The organism is Achromobacter deleyi (assembly GCF_016127315.1).
GTDB classification, from domain to species: domain Bacteria; phylum Pseudomonadota; class Gammaproteobacteria; order Burkholderiales; family Burkholderiaceae_B; genus Achromobacter; species Achromobacter insuavis_A.
This window is the reverse complement of record NZ_CP065997.1, coordinates 3,594,456-3,612,141: the sequence shown is the minus strand read 5'-3', so window position 1 is coordinate 3,612,141 and position 17,686 is coordinate 3,594,456. Positions and strand designations below refer to the sequence as shown.

General features: G+C 68.3%; 16 protein-coding genes. 10 read left to right on the top strand and 6 right to left on the bottom strand.

The annotated features are described in order from the left end of the window. Window positions 1–12: 12 nt before the first annotated feature. Window positions 13–504, top strand: a complete 492-nt coding sequence (hisI, locus tag I6I07_RS16610; protein WP_198482916.1) for a phosphoribosyl-AMP cyclohydrolase — start codon at window positions 13–15, stop codon at window positions 502–504. A gap of 92 nt (window positions 505–596) precedes the next feature. On the opposite strand, the gene azu is transcribed toward hisI, so the two are convergent. Beyond that, a complete protein-coding gene (gene azu, locus I6I07_RS16605; RefSeq protein WP_006390371.1) occupies window positions 597–1,046 on the bottom strand; it encodes an azurin in 450 nt (149 codons plus the stop codon). Window positions 1,047–1,501: 455 nt separating this feature from the next. Here azu and I6I07_RS16600 point away from each other — a divergent pair, with 455 nt between their 5' ends. Genes I6I07_RS16600 through I6I07_RS16570 form a run of 7 tightly spaced genes read left to right on the top strand, consistent with a single transcriptional unit; the run spans window position 1,502 to window position 10,236 of the window. After that, window positions 1,502–3,676 carry a NosR/NirI family protein gene (locus I6I07_RS16600; protein WP_232625611.1) on the top strand — a complete coding sequence of 725 codons (2,175 nt, stop codon included), beginning with the start codon at window positions 1,502–1,504 and terminating at the stop codon, window positions 3,674–3,676. A gap of 53 nt (window positions 3,677–3,729) precedes the next feature. Further along, entirely contained in the window at window positions 3,730–5,646 is a 1,917-nt protein-coding gene (gene nosZ, locus I6I07_RS16595) for a TAT-dependent nitrous-oxide reductase (protein ID WP_198482914.1), read from the top strand. A gap of 5 nt (window positions 5,647–5,651) precedes the next feature. Further along, window positions 5,652–6,962, top strand: a complete 1,311-nt coding sequence (locus tag I6I07_RS16590) for a nitrous oxide reductase family maturation protein NosD (protein WP_198482913.1) — start codon at window positions 5,652–5,654, stop codon at window positions 6,960–6,962. Further along, complete coding sequence (locus tag I6I07_RS16585; RefSeq protein ID WP_006390375.1) at window positions 6,959–7,864, top strand: ABC transporter ATP-binding protein; 906 nt, start codon at window positions 6,959–6,961, stop codon at window positions 7,862–7,864. Before I6I07_RS16590 ends, I6I07_RS16585 begins: the two co-directional genes overlap by 4 nt. Further along, complete coding sequence (locus tag I6I07_RS16580; RefSeq protein WP_198482912.1) at window positions 7,861–8,691, top strand: ABC transporter permease; 831 nt, start codon at window positions 7,861–7,863, stop codon at window positions 8,689–8,691. Before I6I07_RS16585 ends, I6I07_RS16580 begins: the two co-directional genes overlap by 4 nt. Next, window positions 8,688–9,188, top strand: a complete 501-nt coding sequence (locus tag I6I07_RS16575; RefSeq protein WP_198482911.1) for a nitrous oxide reductase accessory protein NosL — start codon at window positions 8,688–8,690, stop codon at window positions 9,186–9,188. Before I6I07_RS16580 ends, I6I07_RS16575 begins: the two co-directional genes overlap by 4 nt. Before the next feature lie 37 nt (window positions 9,189–9,225). Beyond that, window positions 9,226–10,236 (top strand): FAD:protein FMN transferase, encoded by a 1,011-nt coding sequence (locus tag I6I07_RS16570; protein WP_198487554.1) that lies wholly within the window; start codon window positions 9,226–9,228, stop codon window positions 10,234–10,236. Between the two features lie 49 nt (window positions 10,237–10,285). Here I6I07_RS16570 and I6I07_RS16565 read toward each other — a convergent pair whose 3' ends face one another. Further along, window positions 10,286–11,452 (bottom strand): PDDEXK nuclease domain-containing protein, encoded by a 1,167-nt coding sequence (locus tag I6I07_RS16565; protein WP_198482910.1) that lies wholly within the window; start codon window positions 11,450–11,452, stop codon window positions 10,286–10,288. Between the two features lie 317 nt (window positions 11,453–11,769). Further along, window positions 11,770–12,555: an inositol monophosphatase family protein gene (locus tag I6I07_RS16560; RefSeq protein ID WP_198482909.1), complete on the bottom strand. Its 786-nt coding sequence runs from the start codon at window positions 12,553–12,555 to the stop codon at window positions 11,770–11,772. Between the two features lie 121 nt (window positions 12,556–12,676). Between I6I07_RS16560 and I6I07_RS16555 the strand changes: the two genes are divergently transcribed. Continuing rightward, window positions 12,677–13,468 carry an RNA methyltransferase gene (locus I6I07_RS16555; protein WP_198482908.1) on the top strand — a complete coding sequence of 264 codons (792 nt, stop codon included), beginning with the start codon at window positions 12,677–12,679 and terminating at the stop codon, window positions 13,466–13,468. 69 nt (window positions 13,469–13,537) lie between these two features. On the opposite strand, the gene I6I07_RS16550 is transcribed toward I6I07_RS16555, so the two are convergent. Continuing rightward, window positions 13,538–14,527 (bottom strand): Bug family tripartite tricarboxylate transporter substrate binding protein, encoded by a 990-nt coding sequence (locus I6I07_RS16550; protein ID WP_061073845.1) that lies wholly within the window; start codon window positions 14,525–14,527, stop codon window positions 13,538–13,540. A gap of 161 nt (window positions 14,528–14,688) precedes the next feature. Here I6I07_RS16550 and I6I07_RS16545 point away from each other — a divergent pair, with 161 nt between their 5' ends. Further along, window positions 14,689–15,450: an IclR family transcriptional regulator gene (locus tag I6I07_RS16545; RefSeq protein WP_006390383.1), complete on the top strand. Its 762-nt coding sequence runs from the start codon at window positions 14,689–14,691 to the stop codon at window positions 15,448–15,450. A gap of 112 nt (window positions 15,451–15,562) precedes the next feature. Here the strand turns inward: I6I07_RS16545 and I6I07_RS16540 are convergent, their stop codons facing one another. Beyond that, the gene (locus I6I07_RS16540) at window positions 15,563–16,396 is read right to left on the bottom strand and encodes a mechanosensitive ion channel family protein (protein WP_198482907.1); all 834 of its coding nucleotides are present in this window, start codon (window positions 16,394–16,396) and stop codon (window positions 15,563–15,565) included. Window positions 16,397–16,554: 158 nt separating this feature from the next. Continuing rightward, window positions 16,555–17,682, bottom strand: a complete 1,128-nt coding sequence (locus I6I07_RS16535; protein ID WP_198482906.1) for a DUF1513 domain-containing protein — start codon at window positions 17,680–17,682, stop codon at window positions 16,555–16,557. Window positions 17,683–17,686: the final 4 nt, after the last annotated feature.

The window sequence follows — 17,686 nt, the reverse complement described above, 5'->3', positions numbered from 1 at the left end:
AGAGTGTGTCCCATGCGCCAAGAAACCACGCCACCCCGCAACGCCTTGTTCGCGCCGCGTCTGTCCATCGAACAGGTGGAAGAAGGCCGGGCGCTGGCGCCGAAGTTCGATGAACGCGGCCTGATCGCCTGCGTCACCACCGATGCCGGCAGCGGCGAGGTGCTGATGCTGGGCTACATGAACCGCGAAGCGCTGGGGCAGACCATCCGGACCGGCCAGGCGCATTACTGGAGCCGCTCGCGGCAAGCGCTCTGGCACAAGGGCGCGACCAGCGGACTGATTCAGCAGGTCCGCGAGATCCGCGTGGACGACGACCAGGACGCGATCTGGCTGCGGGTGGACATCGACGGCGGCGCGAGTTGCCACGTCGGCTATCGCTCCTGCTTCTACCGCGTCGTGCCCCACGGGCAGGACGCGGCCGGGCCACTGGCGTTCACCGAAAGCAAGAAGGTGTTCGATCCGGTCGAGGTGTACGGCGATGCCCCCAACCCCACGCAACTCTGATCCTTCTCCGTGGCACAAGCGGGCGCCATGCCGACGCCCAAAAAAAACCGGCGTCGGCCGCCGGTTCGCTTCGCGCTCGTGCCGGGACGGACTCAACCGCCCAGCTTGAGCGTGCCCTTCATCATGGCCCAGTGCCCGGGGAACGAGCAGAAGTAGGCGTAGTTCTCGCCCGCGGCGATCTTGGACACGTCGAACGTGACCGAATCGGATTCGCCGCCGCCGATGACCTTGGTGTGGGCGATGACGCGGGTGTCGCCCGCCTTGACGTAGTCCTGCGCCAGGCCGGCGCCCATGCCGTCGGTGGCGACGCCCTGCTTGTCGGCGTCCTTGGTCAGCACCAGGTTGTGGCCCATGGCGACCTTGGCCATCTTGCCGACGTGCTTCAGGTGCACGGTGAACTGCTTGCAGCTCTTGTCGACGACGATTTCCTTGACGTTGTACTGCATGGCGTCGTTGCTTTCGACGGTGGCTTCGCATTGCGCGGCAAGCGCGGGCAGGCTGGCGGCCGACAGCAGGATGGCCAGGGTGGTTTTGGCAAGCATTGAATCTTCTCCGATGACTGAACGGTGTATCTGCGCGCTGCCGGACTCCGCCCGCAACGCCACCGCGCACCAGTCTAGGAGGGCCCCCCGGCAAGCCGCTTGATGCGCATCAAGTGAAGCGCGCTTACCTGCGCACATCCCTACGGTCAATAGGGCTATTACTGATTACGCATGGCAAATTGACAAACCGCAACGTGCGCCGTGGCACCGATTCGTAGGATGGCTGCAAACCAACACCAACAAAGAGTCGAAGCATGCGCGGCAGTCTGGCGGCACATCACGGGGCACGTGGCGGGGCAGGTGGCAAGGCACGTAGCGGGGAAAATGGCGCGACAAGTGGTGCGACAAGCGGCGGGGCCCATCGCGGCGCACGGCACGAGCCGCATCGGGGAGTCCAGCGCGGATCCCCGCTTGCCGTCCGGGTCTTCCTCTCCCTCTTGCTGTTGTGCTGTGCATTGGCCGCCACCGCCGCCCAGGCGCAACGGCTGCCCGACTTCCTGAAGACCGTTTCCATCGCCGACCTCTTCCCCGGCGCCGACCGCATCGGCCCGCCCGAGGGCAAGCCCATGACCGCGCGCGTCTATGCCGGCGAACGCGCCGTGGGACGCCTCTACCTGACCTCCGACGTGGTCAACACCCGCGGCTATTCCAGCAAGCCCATCGACGTGCTGGTGGGACTGGCGGACAACGGCCGCATCGTCGGCGCCCGGCTGGTGGAACATCACGAGCCCATCGTGCTGATCGGCATTCCGCAAGCCAAGGTCGATCACTTCATCCAGGGCTACGTCGGCCTGAACTTCATCGACAGCCCGCCGCGCCACGGCGCGCCGCCGCCGGTGGACATCATCAGCGGCGCCACCGTCACCCTCATGGTGATCGGCGACAGCATCACGCGCTCGGCCATCGCGGTGGCGCGCGCCTACGGCGTGGATGGCGCCGGCGCCGCCAGCGCCGCGCCCGCCGCCACGGCGGCCGCGCCCGCGCGGCGGATCGACGACACACGCGACGCGGTCGAATCCTGGCAGGCCCTGCTCGACGCCGGCGCGGTGCGCAACCTGCGGCTGGCGCCCGCGGACGTCAACCGCGTGTTCCGCGAATCGGGCCGCCAGGACGCGGCCGAACGCGGCCAGGAAGCGGCCGACGACGACGTCTTCATCGACCTGTACGTGGCGCTGGCCAGCGTGCCGTCCATTGGCCGCAGCCTGCTTGGCGACGCGGAATGGCAGCGCCTGAAGGAGCGCTTGAAGCCCGGCCAGCAGGCCATCCTGGTGGCGGGCAACGGCGCCTATTCGTTCAAGGGTTCGGGCTACGTGCGCGGCGGCATCTTCGACCGCATCGAGATCATCCAGGACGAAGGCAGCTTCCGCTTCCGCGACCGCAATCACCAGCGCCTGGCCGACGTCGCCGCGCAGGGCGCGCCGGCCCTGCGCGAAGTGGCGCTGTTCGTGGTGCCGGAGGACGCCGCGTTCGATCCGGTCAAACCGTGGCGGCTGCAATTGATGGTGCAACGCGTGCTGAGCGTGTCGGACAAGGCCTTCGTCACGTTCGACCTGCCGTACGCCCTGCCCGACCGCTACACCCGCGCCGCGCCCGGCGCCACGCCGGCCGCCTCGGCGCCGGCCCCCGCAGCGGCGGCCGAGGACGCCGCCCCGCCCGCGCTGTGGCAGCAGATCTGGCACGGCAAGGCCGCGCAGGTGGCGATCCTGACGGTGGCGCTGATCGTGCTGGTGGGCATCTTCTTCTTCCAGGACCAGCTGACCAGCCGGCCGCTGCTGCATGACCGGCTGCGCCTGGCGTTCCTGGCCTTCGCGCTGTTCTGGATCGGCTGGTACGGCCAGGCGCAGCTGTCGATCGTCAACGTGCTGACGTTCTTCTCGGCGCTGCGCACCGACTTCCGCTGGGATTACTTCCTGATGGACCCGCTGGTGTTCATCCTGTGGTGCGCCACCGCCATCTCGATGGTGTTCTGGAACCGCGGCGCCTTCTGCGGCTGGCTGTGCCCGTTCGGCGCGCTGCAGGAACTGGCCAACCGCGTCGCCAGGCGCCTGGGCCTGCGCCAGGTCACGGTGCGCCATGGCGTCAACCAGCGCCTGTCGACGCTGAAGTACGTGATCTTCCTGGTGCTGTTCGGCTTCTCGCTGTACGACCTGGCGCTGGCCGAGCGGCTGGCCGAGGTCGAGCCGTTCAAGACCGCCATCATCCTGCGTTTCGTGCGCGACTGGCCGTTCGTGCTGTTCGCGGTGGCGCTGCTGGTCGCGGGCCTGTTCATCGAACGCTTCTTCTGCCGCTACCTCTGTCCGCTGGGCGCCGCGCTGGCGATTCCGGCGCGGCTGCGCATCTTCGACTGGCTGCGCCGCTACCGCGACTGCGGCAACCCCTGTCAACGCTGCACCAAGGAATGCCCGGTTCAAGCCATCGAGCCGACCGGCGAGATCAACCCGAACGAGTGCATCCAGTGCCTGCATTGCCAGATGCTCTACCACCACAAGCAGAAGTGCCCGCACCTGATCCAGAAGCACGGCAAACGCGAGCGGCGCCGCGCCGAAGACAGCGAGCCGGCGGTGCAGGAAGTGGTGGTGCACCGCGCGCCCAATCCGAACCCGCCCGCGCCCGCCGCGCCCGAATCCTGATTCCCGATTTCCGTACCGCGGCGCGAGACGCCGTTCCTATCAAGGAGTTATTCATGTCCGACAAGAACCCCGACAAGACCGGCCTGAGCCGCCGCAGCTTCCTGGGAACCGCCGCCATCACCGGCGCCGCCGGCCTGGTGGGCGGCGCACAGTTGTCCACCGCCCACGGCAAGGACGCCAAGGCCGGCGCCGCCGGCCAGACGGGCCACGTCGCGCCCGGCGAGCTGGACGAATACTATGCCTTCAACTCCAGCGGCCAGTCGGGCGAAGTGCGCGTGCTGGGCCTGCCGTCGATGCGCGAACTGGTGCGCATCCCGGTCTTCAACCACTGCAGCGCCACCGGCTGGGGCCGCACCAACGAAAGCCGCAGGATCCTGACCGAGGGCCTGACGCCCGAGACCCGCGAATACCTCAAGGACAAGGGCGGCGTGTTCCTGAACGGCGACGCCCACCACCCGCACCTGTCGTTCACCGACCGCACCTACGACGGCCGCTACCTCTTCATCAACGACAAGGCCAACAACCGCGTCGCCCGCATCCGCCTGGACGTGATGAAGACCGACAAGATCACCGAGCTGCCCAACGTGTCGGGCGTGCACGGCCTGCGGCCGCAGCGCTATCCGCGCACCGGCTACGTCTTCGCCAACGGCGAGCACATCATCCCGCTGCCCAACGACGGCAAGGTGACCGACGATCCCAAGAAGAACTTCTTCGCCATCTACACCGCGCTGGACGGCGACACCATGAAGGTCGCCTGGCAGGTGCTGGTGGACGGCAACCTGGACAACGGCGACGCCGACTACCAGGGCAAGTATTCCTTCTCGACCTGCTACAACTCCGAGAAAGGCCTGACGGTGGAGGAAGCCTCGGCCAACGAGCAGGACTGGGTGGTGGTGTTCAACATCAAGCGCATCGAGGAAGCCGTCAAGAAGGGCGACTTCAAGATGATGGGCGGCGTGCCGGTGATCGACGGCCGCCACGGGTCCAAGTACACCCGCTACATCCCGGTGCCGAACTCGCCGCACGGCTGCAACGCCGCGCCCGACGGCATCCACCTGGTGCTCAATGGCAAGCTGTCGCCCACGGTGACGGTGCTGGACGTTCGCACGCTGGATGACCTGTTCGACGACAAGATCAAGCCGCGCGATTGCGTGGTGGCCGAACCGCAGCTGGGCCTGGGCCCCCTGCACACCGCCTTCGACGGCCGCGGCAACGCCTACACCACGCTGTTCATCGACAGCCAGATGGTCAAGTGGAACATCGACCTGGCCAAGCGCGCCTACAAGGGCGAGAAGGTCGACCCGATCATCCAGAAGCTGGACGTGCATTACCAGCCCGGCCACAACCACTCCACCATGGGCGAGACGCGCGAGGCCGACGGCAAGTGGCTGGTGTCGCTGAACAAGTTCTCGAAAGACCGCTTCCTGAACGTCGGCCCGCTCAAGCCCGAGAACGACCAGCTGATCGACATCTCCGGCGACACCATGAAGCTGGTGCACGACGGCCCCAGCTTCGCCGAGCCGCACGACATGTGCCTGGTGCACCGTTCCAAGGTCCATCCCATCAGCATCTGGAAGCGCGACGACCCGATGTGGGAAGAGGCGCGCCAGATGGCCAAGAAGGATGGCGTCTCGCTGGAGGACGCCGCCAAGGTGGTGCGCGACGGCAACAAGGTGCGCGTCTACATGATGGCGGTGGCGCCGATGTTCAGCCTCAAGCGGATCGAGGTCAACCAGGGCGACGAGGTCACCGTGGTGGTCACCAACATGGAGGTGATCGAGGACCTGACGCACGGCTTCACGCTCGAGGGCCACGGCATCGCCATGGAAATCGGGCCGCAGGCCACGGCCTCGGTCACCTTCACCGCCGACCGGCCGGGCGTGCACTGGTACTACTGCCAGTGGTTCTGCCATGCGCTGCACATGGAAATGTCCGGCCAGCTGGTGGTCCTGCCCAAGAAGACGGCGTAGCGCGCATGACGCTCATCGTGAACCTGACCCGGGGCGGCAGGAGGACCGCCGCCGTGCTGGCCACGCTGGCCGCGCTGGGAGGCACGCTCGGCTGGGCGCCTCCCGGCGCGGCGGCCACCGTGGCCGTCGGCGCGGGCGCGGACCTGGCCGCGGCGGTGGCCGCGGCCCAGCCCGGCGACGTGCTGGCGCTGGCGCCCGGCAGCTACACCGGCGGCATCGTCATCGACAAGCCCCTGACCCTGCAAGGGCCGCCCGACCGCGCGGCCGTCATCGCCGGCACGCGCCAGGGCCGCACGCTGTGGGTCAAGGCCGAGGACGTGACGCTGCGCGACCTGACCGTCACGCGCTCCGGACTGAGCCTGTCGGACATGGACGCCGGCGTGTTCCTGGATCGTGGCGCGCACCGCGCGCGGGTCGAACACAACGACATCCTCGACAACCTGGTCGGCGTGCATGTATGGGGCCCGAACGACGCATTGGTGACCGGCAACCGCATCGTCGGCAACCGCGAGCTGCGCGTGGCCGAGCGCGGCAACGGCGTCACGCTGTGGAACACGCCCGGCACGCGGGTGCTGGACAACGACATTTCCGCCGGCCGCGACGGCATCTTCGTCAACACCAGCAAGCGGAACACCTTCAGCGGCAACTACTTCCACGACCTGCGCTACGCGGTCCACTACATGTACACCAATGACAGCGAGATCAGCGGCAACGTCTCGAGCGGCAACGACATCGCCTACGCCATCATGTATTCGCACCGGCTGGTGGTGCAGGGCAACGTCGCGCGCGACAGCCGCGAACAAGGCCTGATGCTGAACTACGCCAACCAGTCGCGCATCACCGGCAACACGGTCGATGGCGCCGGCAAGTGCGTGTTCATCTACAACGCCAACAACAACGCGTTCCTCGACAACCACTTCGCCAACTGCGAGATCGGCGTGCACTACACCGCCGGGTCGGACGGCAACCAGATCTCGGGCAACGCCTTCCTGAACAACAAGAACCAGGTGAAGTACGTCGGCACCCGCACGCTCGACTGGGCGGTGAACGGCCGCGGCAACTACTGGAGCGACAACACCGCCTTCGACCTGAACGGCGACGGCATCGCCGACACCGCCTACCGGCCCAACGACGTGGTCGACCAGCTGCTGTGGCGCGCGCCGGCCGCGCGCATCCTGCTCAACAGCCCGTCGATCTCGATCGTGCGCTGGGCCCAATCCCAATTCCCCGCCATCCTGCCGGGCGGCGTCATCGACAGCGCGCCGCTGATGCAGCCGCCGCCGCGCCCCGCCGCCCGCGCCAAGGAGACTCCATGAATACCGACCTGGTGACGCTGGCCGGCGTCAGCAAGCACTATGGCGCGCAGCGCGCCATCGACGGCCTCGATCTGCAACTGCGCCAAGGCGAGTGCGTGGCGCTGGCCGGCCACAACGGCGCCGGCAAGAGCACGCTGATCAAGCTGGTGCTGGGGCTGATCCGCCCCACCCACGGACGCGTCACGCTGTTCGGCGAGGACGCCCACAGCCGCGCCGCCGCGCGTCTGCGCGACCGCATCGGCTACCTGCCGGAAACGGTCGCGCTGCATCCCTCGCTGACCGGCGTGGAGACGCTGGCGTTCTACGCCCGGCTCAAGCGCCGGCCGCTGTCCGGCAACCCCGCGCTGCTGGAGAAGGTCGGCATCGCCGGCGCCGCCCACCGCCGCGTGGGCGGCTATTCCAAGGGCATGCGGCAGCGCCTGGCGCTGGCGCAGGCCCTGCTGGGCCAGCCGCGGGTGCTGCTGTTCGACGAACCCACCACCGGACTGGACCCGGCCTCGCGCCTGATGTTCTACGACATCGTCCACGAGCTGCGCGCCGCCGGCGCCACCGTCCTGCTCAGCACCCACGCGCTGTCGGAACTGGCCGGCCACGCCGACCGCATCATCGTCATGAAGGCCGGCAGGAAGATCGCCGACGGCGCCATGTCGGCGCTGCGCCAGTCCACCGGGCTGCCGATCCGCATCCGGCTGACGCTGGCCGCGCCGCAGAGCGGCACGGTGCTGGCGCGCCCTTGGCGCCGGCTCGACGCCTGCCGCTACGAGCTGGCCTGCCTGGAACGCGACAAGGTCGATGCCATCCGCGGCATCGGCGCCATCGCCGCGCCCATCGCCGACCTCGACATCCAGGCCCCGAGCCTGGACGACATCTACGCCCACCTGCTTGAACGGGAAGACATATGAACGCCGTCTGCACCATCATCGGCAAGGAAATCCGCGATGGCCTGCGCAATCGCTGGGTGCTCGCCACCGCCCTGCTGCTGGGCGCGCTGGCGCTGGCGCTGGGCCTGCTGGGCAGCTCGCCGACCGGCACCGTCAAGGCCGACCCGCTGGCCGTCACCGTGGTCAGCCTGTCGAGCCTGTCGATCTTCCTGGTGCCGCTCATCGCCATGCTGCTGGCCTACGACGCGGTGGTCGGCGAAGTCGACCGCGGCACCATGGCCCTGCTGCTGAGCTACCCCGTGGCGCGCTGGCAGGTGCTGGTGGGCAAGTTCATCGGCCACCTGGCAATCCTGGCGCTGGCCACCGGCGCCGGCTACGGCTCGGCCGGCCTGGCGCTGCAATGGGCCTATGGCGGCCTGGACCCGGCCGCCTGGCAGCCGTTCGCGCTGCTGATCGGCGCCAGCGTGCTGCTGGGCGCGAGTTTCCTGGCCATGGGCTACCTGATCAGCACGCGGGTGCGCGAGCGCGCCACCGCGGCCGGCATCGCCGTCGGCGTGTGGCTGTTCTTCGTGGTGATCTACGACATGGCGCTGCTGGGCCTGCTGGCCGCCGACCAGGGTCGCCATGTCGGCCCCGGCCTGCTCAACGTGCTGCTGCTGCTCAACCCCTCCGACGTCTACCGCCTGTTGAACCTGACGGGCTTCGAGAACATTTCGCTGTACGCCGGCATGGCGGGCGTGAGCGACCAGGCCAGCCTGCCCGTGCCCGCGCTGGTGGCGGCGCTGCTGCTGTGGATCGCCGTGCCCTTCCTGCTGGCGATCGCGTCTTTCAGGAACCGGCCGCTATGAGACCCCTGCTGCTTTCCCTTTGCCTGGCCGCGCTGCTGGCCGTGACCGCCTGCGGCGACGGCGCCGCGCCCGCCGCCCCGCCGCCGCCCCAGCCAGTCACGTCGCAATCGGTCGGCCACTACTGCGGCATGGCCCTGGCCGACCACGCCGGCCCGAAGGGGCAGCTCTTCATCAAGGGGCGGCCGGCGCCGGTCTGGTTCTCGTCGATCAAGCAGGTGTTCGCCTACACCCTGCTGCCCGAGGAGCCCAAGGCCATCACCGCGATCTACGTGAACGACATGGCCACCGCCGGGCCGGACGGCGCGCCCGATCCGGCCGCCTGGATCGACGCGCGCCAGGCGTTCTACGTCATCGAGGGCCGCTTCGTCGGCGGCATGGGCGCCGAAGACGCCATGCCGTTCTCGCTGCGCGCGCCCGCCGAGGCCTTCGCCCAGGTGCACGGCGGCCGCGTCGTGGCCTATGCCGATGTTCCGGAAGCCTATGTCTTCGCCCAGTAGCGCGGCCGCCGGCCGCCCCACGCCGTCCCATTCCGCCATGTCCATCGCCATGAATCCCCGCCGCCGCCGTTTCATCGGCATTGCCGCCGCCACGTCCGCGCTGGCGCTCGCCCCCCTGTCCTTGCGCCGCGCGTCCGCGGCGATCACGCCCACCACCTGGCAGGGCGTCGCGTTGGGCGCGGACGCCGAGCTGCGGCTCTACCATCCCGACCCGCGCGCCGCGCGCCAACTGATCGCCCAGGCATTGGGGGAACTGCATCGCCTGGAGGGCATCTTCAGCCTGTACCGCGACGACAGCGCGCTGGCGCGGCTGAACCGGCAGGGCTACCTGGCCGATCCGCCCGCCGACCTGCTGCGCCTGCTTGGCGACGGGCTGCGCTACAGCCGCCTGACGGGCGGCGTCTTCGACCCCACGGTGCAACCGCTGTGGCAGCTGTACGCCGGCCATTTCGCACGGGCAGGCGCGGCCGCGCAAGGCCCGTCCGAGGCCGAGCTGGCGCAGGCCCTGGCGCGCGTCTCGTATCGCGCCGTGACGCTGGACAGCCGCCGTATCGAACTACAACGGCCCGGCATGGGCATCACGCTCAACGGCATCGCCCAGGGCTACATCACCGATTGCATCACGCGCCTGCTCAGGCAGGGCGGACTGGAACGCGCGCTGGTCGACATGGGCGAGATACGCGGCCTGGACAGCCGCGCGTCGCCCGGCGACTGGCAGGTCGGCCTGGCCGACCCGCGCGCGCCGCAGCGGATCCTGGCCGCGGTGCCCGTGCGCAACCAGGCGCTGGCCACCTCCGGCGGCTACGGCACCGCCCTGGACGCGGCGGGCCGCTACACGCACCTGTTCGATCCCCGCACCGGCGACGCGCAGCCGCGCTACCAGAGCGTGTCGGTGATGGCGCCCAATGCCGCCATGGCCGATGCGTTGTCCACCGCGTTCTCGCAGATGCCGCTGCAGGCGACCGCGCCGATCGTGCGCGACCTGGGGCTGCGGGCGTGGTTCGTGCCGCTCGAGGGGGGATTGGTGTCGCAGGGCGACGAAGGGTGACGCAACGCGAACGGACGTCCCGCCAAATGGGAACACACTGAACCGGCGGTTACGGCTGTCCTTTCCGGACGGCGCGCAATTTGCGCGCCTCGAACCGCCTGCGCGTGGTCTCCAGCTCCCGCTGCAGCAACGCAGCCTCTGGCAACATGGTGCGGTAGTTGGCGGCCATGACCTGGGTTGGCAGTCCCTCCAACGCATACTGCGCCAGCGCACGGCCCTTGTCCGCGCACAGGATCAGCCCCACTGGCGGATTCTCGTCCGCAAGCGCCCAGTGCGCTTTCGCATAGTTGCAGTACATGTGCATCTGCCCCACATCCGAGTGGGACAAGCTGCCGAGTTTCAGATCGATGATGACCAGGCTGCGCAGTTTGCGATGAAACAGCAGCAGATCCACGCGATACCAGGTCTGGTCGATGCGCAATCGACGCTGCCGCCCCACGAAGGTGAAGCCTTCCCCAAGTTCCAGCAAGAAACCTTCCAGATGCTGCGTCAGGGCGGCTTCCAGATCGGATTCCGAGTACTCGTCCTTGAGATCGAGAAACTCCAGCACATACGGATCCTTGATCGCATCATCCGGGGTGACAGCATCCCCGGGCATCGGGAGCGCTGCCTTGGCCAGCACCATGTCCTTGTTCCTGGACAATGCCGTGCGCTCGTAGAACTGGCTTTCGATCTGCCGATCGAGCTGGCGCACGCTCCAGCCGCCACGCAGCGCATGCGCCTCGTAGAACCGGCGAGCCTGGCTGTCCTTGACCGATAACAACCGCACGTACGCCGACCATGGCAGTGTGAATGCCTGGGCCAGATGGGAGAGATCGGATTTCCGAGACGGCGTCTGGGAAATCGTGGCCGTCCCCCCTTCCTCCAATTTCCGAGACACTGTCTCGGAAATTGAAGATGGAGGATAAGCGAGGAAGAATCCGCGCATGTTCTCCAGGTTGTCGGCGCTGAATCCACGCCCAAACCGCGCGGTCAGGTCAATGGACAGCCGTTGAATCAACTGTTCCCCGTAGCCGGCCCGTCGCCTGCCTTTCTGCTCGGCTTCGACGATCCGTTGGCCGATCGCCCAATAACTGGCCGTCATCAGTGCGTTGACCCGTCGGACCGCGATCCGGCGAGCGCTATCGATCAGTTCGACGATATCGCCGTGAATACCGGCATAGCCGGCCGGCAAGGCCCCGGCCTGGCTATGCCGCATCGACGTTTTTCCTGTCATGCGATCACCTCCGTGTGGAAGACGCAGGCGCCATCCTCACCGGCAGACCATTCGTTCGGTACCGGGCATACCGCGTCACTCCCGGCATGACCATAGCGCATGCGCCCAGCCGCGGCCGCCCGAACCGTGAGCAATCAGTCCACCCCGGCCTTTCGCAAGGCACAACGAAACCGCATCACCCAAAACAAAAAAAGCCCCCACGCTCCGCCGCTACGCGGGTCGCTGCCCCCCGAGGGGGCGTTTTTGCCTTGGGGCGGCCCGGCGGCAAAAAAAAACCGGCACGAGGCCGGTTTCTTTGTGGAGACGACGAAGCGCGCTCAGGCAGCCGGCGTCGGATTCAGCGCCGACAGCATCTGCGTGAAGATCTTCGGGCTGGCGGCCAGCACGTTGCCGGAGTCCATCCAGCCTTGCTCGCCGTCGAAGTCGGCGACCAGGCCGCCGGCTTCCAGCACCATCAGGCTGCCCGCCGCCAGGTCCCAGGGCTTCAGGCCGACGCCGCAGAAGCCGTCCAGGCGGCCGCAGGCGACATAGGCCAGGTCCAGCACGGTGGCGCCCAGGCGGCGCACGCCGGTGCTGCCTTCGGCCATGGTGCGGAAGCGGGCCGAGCCCTGCTCCAGGTCGCCCGAGTTGGGCCAGTGCGCGCCCAGCAGGGCCTCGTGGTAGCGGGAGCGGCCCGAGACGCGCACGCGGCGGTCGTTCAGGAACGTGCCGCTGCCACGGCTGGCGGTGAACAGTTCGTTGCGCGACGGGTCATAGATGACCGCCTGCGTGACCTGGCCGCGCTGGGTCAGCGCGATCGACACGGCGTAGTTGGGCAGGCCGTGGATGAAGTTGGTGGTGCCGTCCAGCGGATCGATGATCCACTGGAACTCGGCCTGGTCGGGGCCCTGCAAGCCGAATTCCTCGCCCAGGACGGCGTGATCCGGATAAGCGGCGCGCAGCGTCTCGACGATGGACTCCTCGGCGGCGCGATCGACTTCCGTGACATAATCGCGCGGCCCCTTGCGAGCCACGCTGAGTCGTTCCAAATCCATGCTGGCACGGTTGATAATGGTGCCGGCACGCCGGGCCGCCTTGATGGCGATGTTGAGCATCGGGTGCATAAAATTCCGTACGTATGCGGTGGGTAGGCCGCTAGCCGCCCTCCCGGGTCCGCCGCCGCCCCGACAGGGGGAAAACGGCCCAAAAAACCAGGAAGGCACTAAGCCAAACGTGCCATTTTAAATGACTCAAGCATTTTCACGCGTTCGCTTCATTATGGTGAACCCCAGCCACCCCGGAAACGTCGGTTCGGCGGCCCGTGCGATCAAGACCATGGGCTTCTCGGAACTGGTGCTGGTGGGGCCCAAATTCGCCGATGTAACCAGCCAGCCGGAGGCCGTGGCCCTGGCCAGCGGCGCCCTGGACGTGCTGGAAAACGCGCGCATCTACGATACCCTGGAAGAGGCGCTGGCGCCCGTGACCCTGGCGTTCGCCCTGACCGCCCGGGTGCGCGACCTGGGGCCCCCGCCCTGCGACATCCGCCAGGCCGCCGATCTGGCCTGCGCCCACCTGGCCGAAGCGGCCGAGGGCTGCGCCGCCATCGTGCTGGGCACCGAGCGCGCCGGCCTCACCAACGACCAGATCGGGCTGTGCCACCGTATCTGCCACATCCCGGCCAATCCCGAGTACAGCTCGTTGAACGTGGCCCAGGCGCTGCAGCTGGCGGCCTGGGAGCTGCGCTACGCGCTGCTGGTGGACCAGGGCGCCGCCCTGCTGCCGGTGTCGACCGCGCAGGCGCCCTCGCGCGGCGCCGAGCCGGCTTCGGGCGAGGCGGTGCAGGCCTTCCTGGCGCACTGGGAAGAGGCGCTGGTGGGCGTGCGGTTCCTGGACCCGGCCCATCCCAAGAAGCTGCTGCCACGCATGCGGCACCTTTTTTCCCGGGTCGCCCTGACCCGCGACGAAGTCGACATGATGCGCGGCGTCTGCACCGCCATGCTGGCCAAGGCCCGACGCGACAGCGACGCAAAAAAATAGGGACGGGCATCCGCCCGTCCCCCGTCATCGGCCGCTGGCGGTTGACCCGCCGCGGCACGAAGCTTGCGCTCAGTCGACCTTGGCGCCCGACGCCTTGACCACCGGCGCCCAGCCTTCCACTTCCGACTTGATGAACTGGCCGAACTCGGCCGGCGTGGTCTTGACGCCCACGGCGCCCAGCTTTTCGAAGCTGGTCTGCACTTCGGGCTTGTCCAGCGCCTTGACCATGGCGGCGTTGAGCTTGTTGACCACGTCGGGCGGCGTGCCGGCCGGCGCGATCAGGCCGAACCACGACGACACGTCGAAGCCGGCGAAGCCCGATTCCTGCATGGTGGGCAGGTCCGGCGCGCTCTTGGAGCGTTCGGACGTGGTCACCGCCAGCGCGCGCAGCTTGCCCGACTGGGCGTGCGGCCAGGCCGACGGCATGTTGTCGAACATGAACTGCACCTGGCCGCCGATCAGGTCGGTGATGGCCGGGGCGCTGCCCTTGTACGGCACGTGCAGCACGTCGATGCCGGCCTTCATCTTGAACAGCTCGCCAGCCATGTGGATCGAGGTGCCGCTGCCCGACGAGGCGAAGGCCAGCTTGCCCGGGTTCTTCTTGGCGTAGTCGACCAGCTCCTGCACCGTCTTGACCGGCACCTGCGGGTTGACCACCAGGATGTTCGGCACCTTGGCGCCCAGCGCCACGGGGGTGAAGTCCTTCGTCAGGTCGAACGTGACGTTCTTGTACAGCGTCTGGTTGATGGCGCTGGTGACCGCCACGAACAGCAGCGTGTAGCCGTCCGGCGCGGCGCGCTGGACCATGTCGGTGGCGATGTTGCTGCCGGCGCCGGGCTTGTTCTCGACCACGAACGACTGGCCCAGGGCCTCGGTCAGTTCCTTGGCCATGATGCGGGCGATCACGTCGGTGGTGCCACCGGCGGAAAAGCCGACCACGATGCGGACAGGTTTGTCGGGATAGGCAGCCTGGGCGGAACCCATGGCGAAAGCGCTTGCGGCGGTAGCCAGTAGCGTGGCGGCAAGACGCCGCAGTCCAGGCTTTTGACCGGTCATCATATAGTCTCCGTGCTGATACTGTCCATTACATGGACGATTTGAATTATTGGATGCTGCATTCTGATCTATACACGAGAGGAGCATCAAGGTAGAGTCCACGCTACGGACTATGGTTTTCCCTTGACCGTTCCGCAATAACCCCCAAGTTTTCAGAGAGTTGCATGCAAGACAGCGATGCCGCGGCCGCAGGCCCACGCACATTGCGGCGCGGGCTGGCCGTTCTGGCCGCCCTGCGGGACCAGGGGCCTGACGGCCTCAGCGTGACCGATATTGCCCGCCTGACGGGCATTCAGCGCCCCACCATCTACCGGCTGCTGGCAGCCCTGCTCGACGCCGGCCTGGTGCTGCCAGTAACGGGCACCAAGAAATACCGCGCCCAGCTGGCGGTGGACCCCGACACCCGTTCGCGCGATCCGCGCGTGCGCCAGCTGCTGCCGGTGCTGCGGCGCCTGGCCGACCGCACCGGCGACGCCGTGTTCCTGGTGGTGCGCGACGAGGACGATTCCATCAGCCTGCATCGCGAGATCGGCAGCTATCCGGTGCAGATCCTGGCGACCTACGCCGGCAAGCGCCAGCCGCTGGGCGTGGGCTCGGGCGGCATGGCGCTGCTGGCGGCGCTGTCCGACGACGTCGCCCGCGGCATCGTCGAACGCAATTCCAGCCGGCTCGACGAATATGGCGGCATGACGCCGCAGGAAATGTTCCGCCTGATCGAGAACACCCGCGCGCGCGGCTATTCGGTGGTGGGCAACCACGCCGTGCGCGGCGCGCTGGGCGTGGGTTGCGCGCTGCTCGACGCGCACGGCGCGCCGTTGCTGGCGGTCAGCGTGACGGCCATCATCGACCGCATGCCGGCCCAGCGCCAGCGCGAGATCGCCGGCTGGATCAAGGCCGAGCTGGCGCGGCTCGCGGTGCAGGCCTGACACGGCCCGCCGGCCCGCCCGGGCCGCGCGCGGCGCGATGCCCGCGCCGGCCGCAATGAAAAAAAAGGGCGTCCGCGCATTGCGCGAACGCCCTTTTCGTTGGCGCCGGGGTTCAGGCCGGCGCGCCCGTCTTCGGATTCTGGATCTCGCGCAGCGGGATCGGCGCCTGGAAACCGGCGGCCTCCAGCGAGCTGCGGATTTCCTGGTACAGGCCCCAGCGCAGGTCCCAGTACTTGCCGGCCTCGGCCCAGACGCGCACGTTCACGACCACGCCGTTTTCCTTGTAGTCCACCACCTTGACCATCGGCTGCGGATCCTGCAGCGCATTGGGGTTGGCCGCGACGATGCCCTGCAGCTTGGCCAGCACCGCGTTCAGGTCGTCGCCATAGCGCACCGGCACCGGGATATCCAGGCGGCGCGTCTTGTTGCGGCTGTAGTTGGTGATGGTGGCGTTCCAGACGGTGCTGTTGGGCAGCGTCAGGTGGATGCCATCGACCTGGATCAGGCGCGTCAGGAACAGGCCGACCTCTTCGACCGTGCCTTCGGCGCCGGTGCTCAGGCCGACGTATTCGCCGGCGCGCACCGGCCGCAGGATCAGCAGCATGATGCCGGCGGCGATGTTCTGCAGCGTGCCCTGCAGCGCCAGGCCGACGGCCAGGCCGGCGGCGCCGAGCACCGCGATCAGGCTGGCGGTCTGCACCCCGAAGCGCGCCAGCACCGCGATCAACGTGAAGATGCGCACCGTCCAGACCACGGTGCTGTAGAACATCGGCACGATGGTCGGATCGATCTTGCTGGAACGGGTGGCGATGCGTCGCACCCAGCGGCCCAGCAGCGCCGAGACCCACCAGCCGATGACCAGGATCAGCAAGGCAACCAGCAAATTGATGCCCAGGTCCACCAGGCGCGGGGCCCAGGCGTTGAATTCCTTCAAGGCGTCTTCCATCGTTATCGCTCCCTCTTGCAAAAAGACAACCGAAAACTTTATCAGATGCGTCCTGCGGAAAGGGGCGCGGCGGGCGTCCGGTGTGTCAAGCTTTGTAAGGAGCGGGCGCGGCAGAGGGCACGGCATGCGCGGTCCGCGCCATCGCCCGGCCCCGGACTTCAGGTGCCCGCGACCTTGCGGAAGTGGTTGTCCCAGGCGCGTTCACGCGACGGCGCCAGCAGCGGCCGTTCGATGCCTGAGGCATCGGCGTGCAGCATCGCCCCCAAGCCGCTATTGATCAGGAAACCGCTCACCGGCGCCGGGGCCACGCCGCAACCATCGGCCAGCCGCGTCTCGCCCAGGCAGCGGCCGCTGGCCGCGTCCCAGTACAGCACCTGTCCCCCCACCGGGCTGGAGGTGGCGATGACGGCCCCGGCCGCATCCGCGGTCACCGAGCCGATGTAGTTGCGCATTTCGCGCAGCGCCGGCGCCGGGCCGGCGAACAGTTCCAGCGCCGCGCCGCGCCGGTGGCGGCCTACCAGGGCCGGCCGATCGCCGGCGGGGCCCATGTACTGGCAGCCGAACCAGACGCTGTCATCCGCTGCCAGCGCCAGGTGGCGGATCGACAGCCGATGCAGCTCGGGGGGCAGTTCCACTTTTTCCAGCAGATCGCCACTCGTCGCGTCCAGGTACGCCAATGACGGCCGCATGGTGTCCAGGTTCAGTTCCAGCTTGCCGTAATCGGGGTGCGTCAGGATGCCGCCGTTGGCCACGCACAGCGTCCTCCCGTCCGGCATCAACACCACCTCGTGCGGCCCGATGCCGCCCGTGTCGTATTCGCCGATACGGCGGTAGGCGCCGCCCGGCGTGGCATCGTAGATGCCCAGCACGCCACGGCCGCCGTCGAAATCGTTCTCGGTGGCGGCCAGCAGCCGGGCGCCGTCGAAATAAGCGCCATGCCCAAAAAAATGGCGGTCGTCGGACAACGACAGTTCGAGCGGCGCGCGCTCGCCGCGCAGGTCGAAGGCCAGGGCGAAAAAGCCCGGCTGGCGACCGAACACCACGGCGCGTTCGGACGCCGCGTCGATCGCAAAACTGTGGCCGCGCGCCGGCATCGGCACCACGCGCCGATCCTGCCCGGCGCCATCCAGCACCACCGCTTCGTCGCGGCCAGCGCGTTGCCGCGCCGCCAGATAGCGTGCCTGCGCGCCGTCGCCGGCGCTGGCCAACGCCAGGCCCGGCCACCCCAGCGCCGCGCCGAGCGCGCCCCCGCGCTGCGGGCCAGGAAACCACGCCGCGCGGGCCATGCCG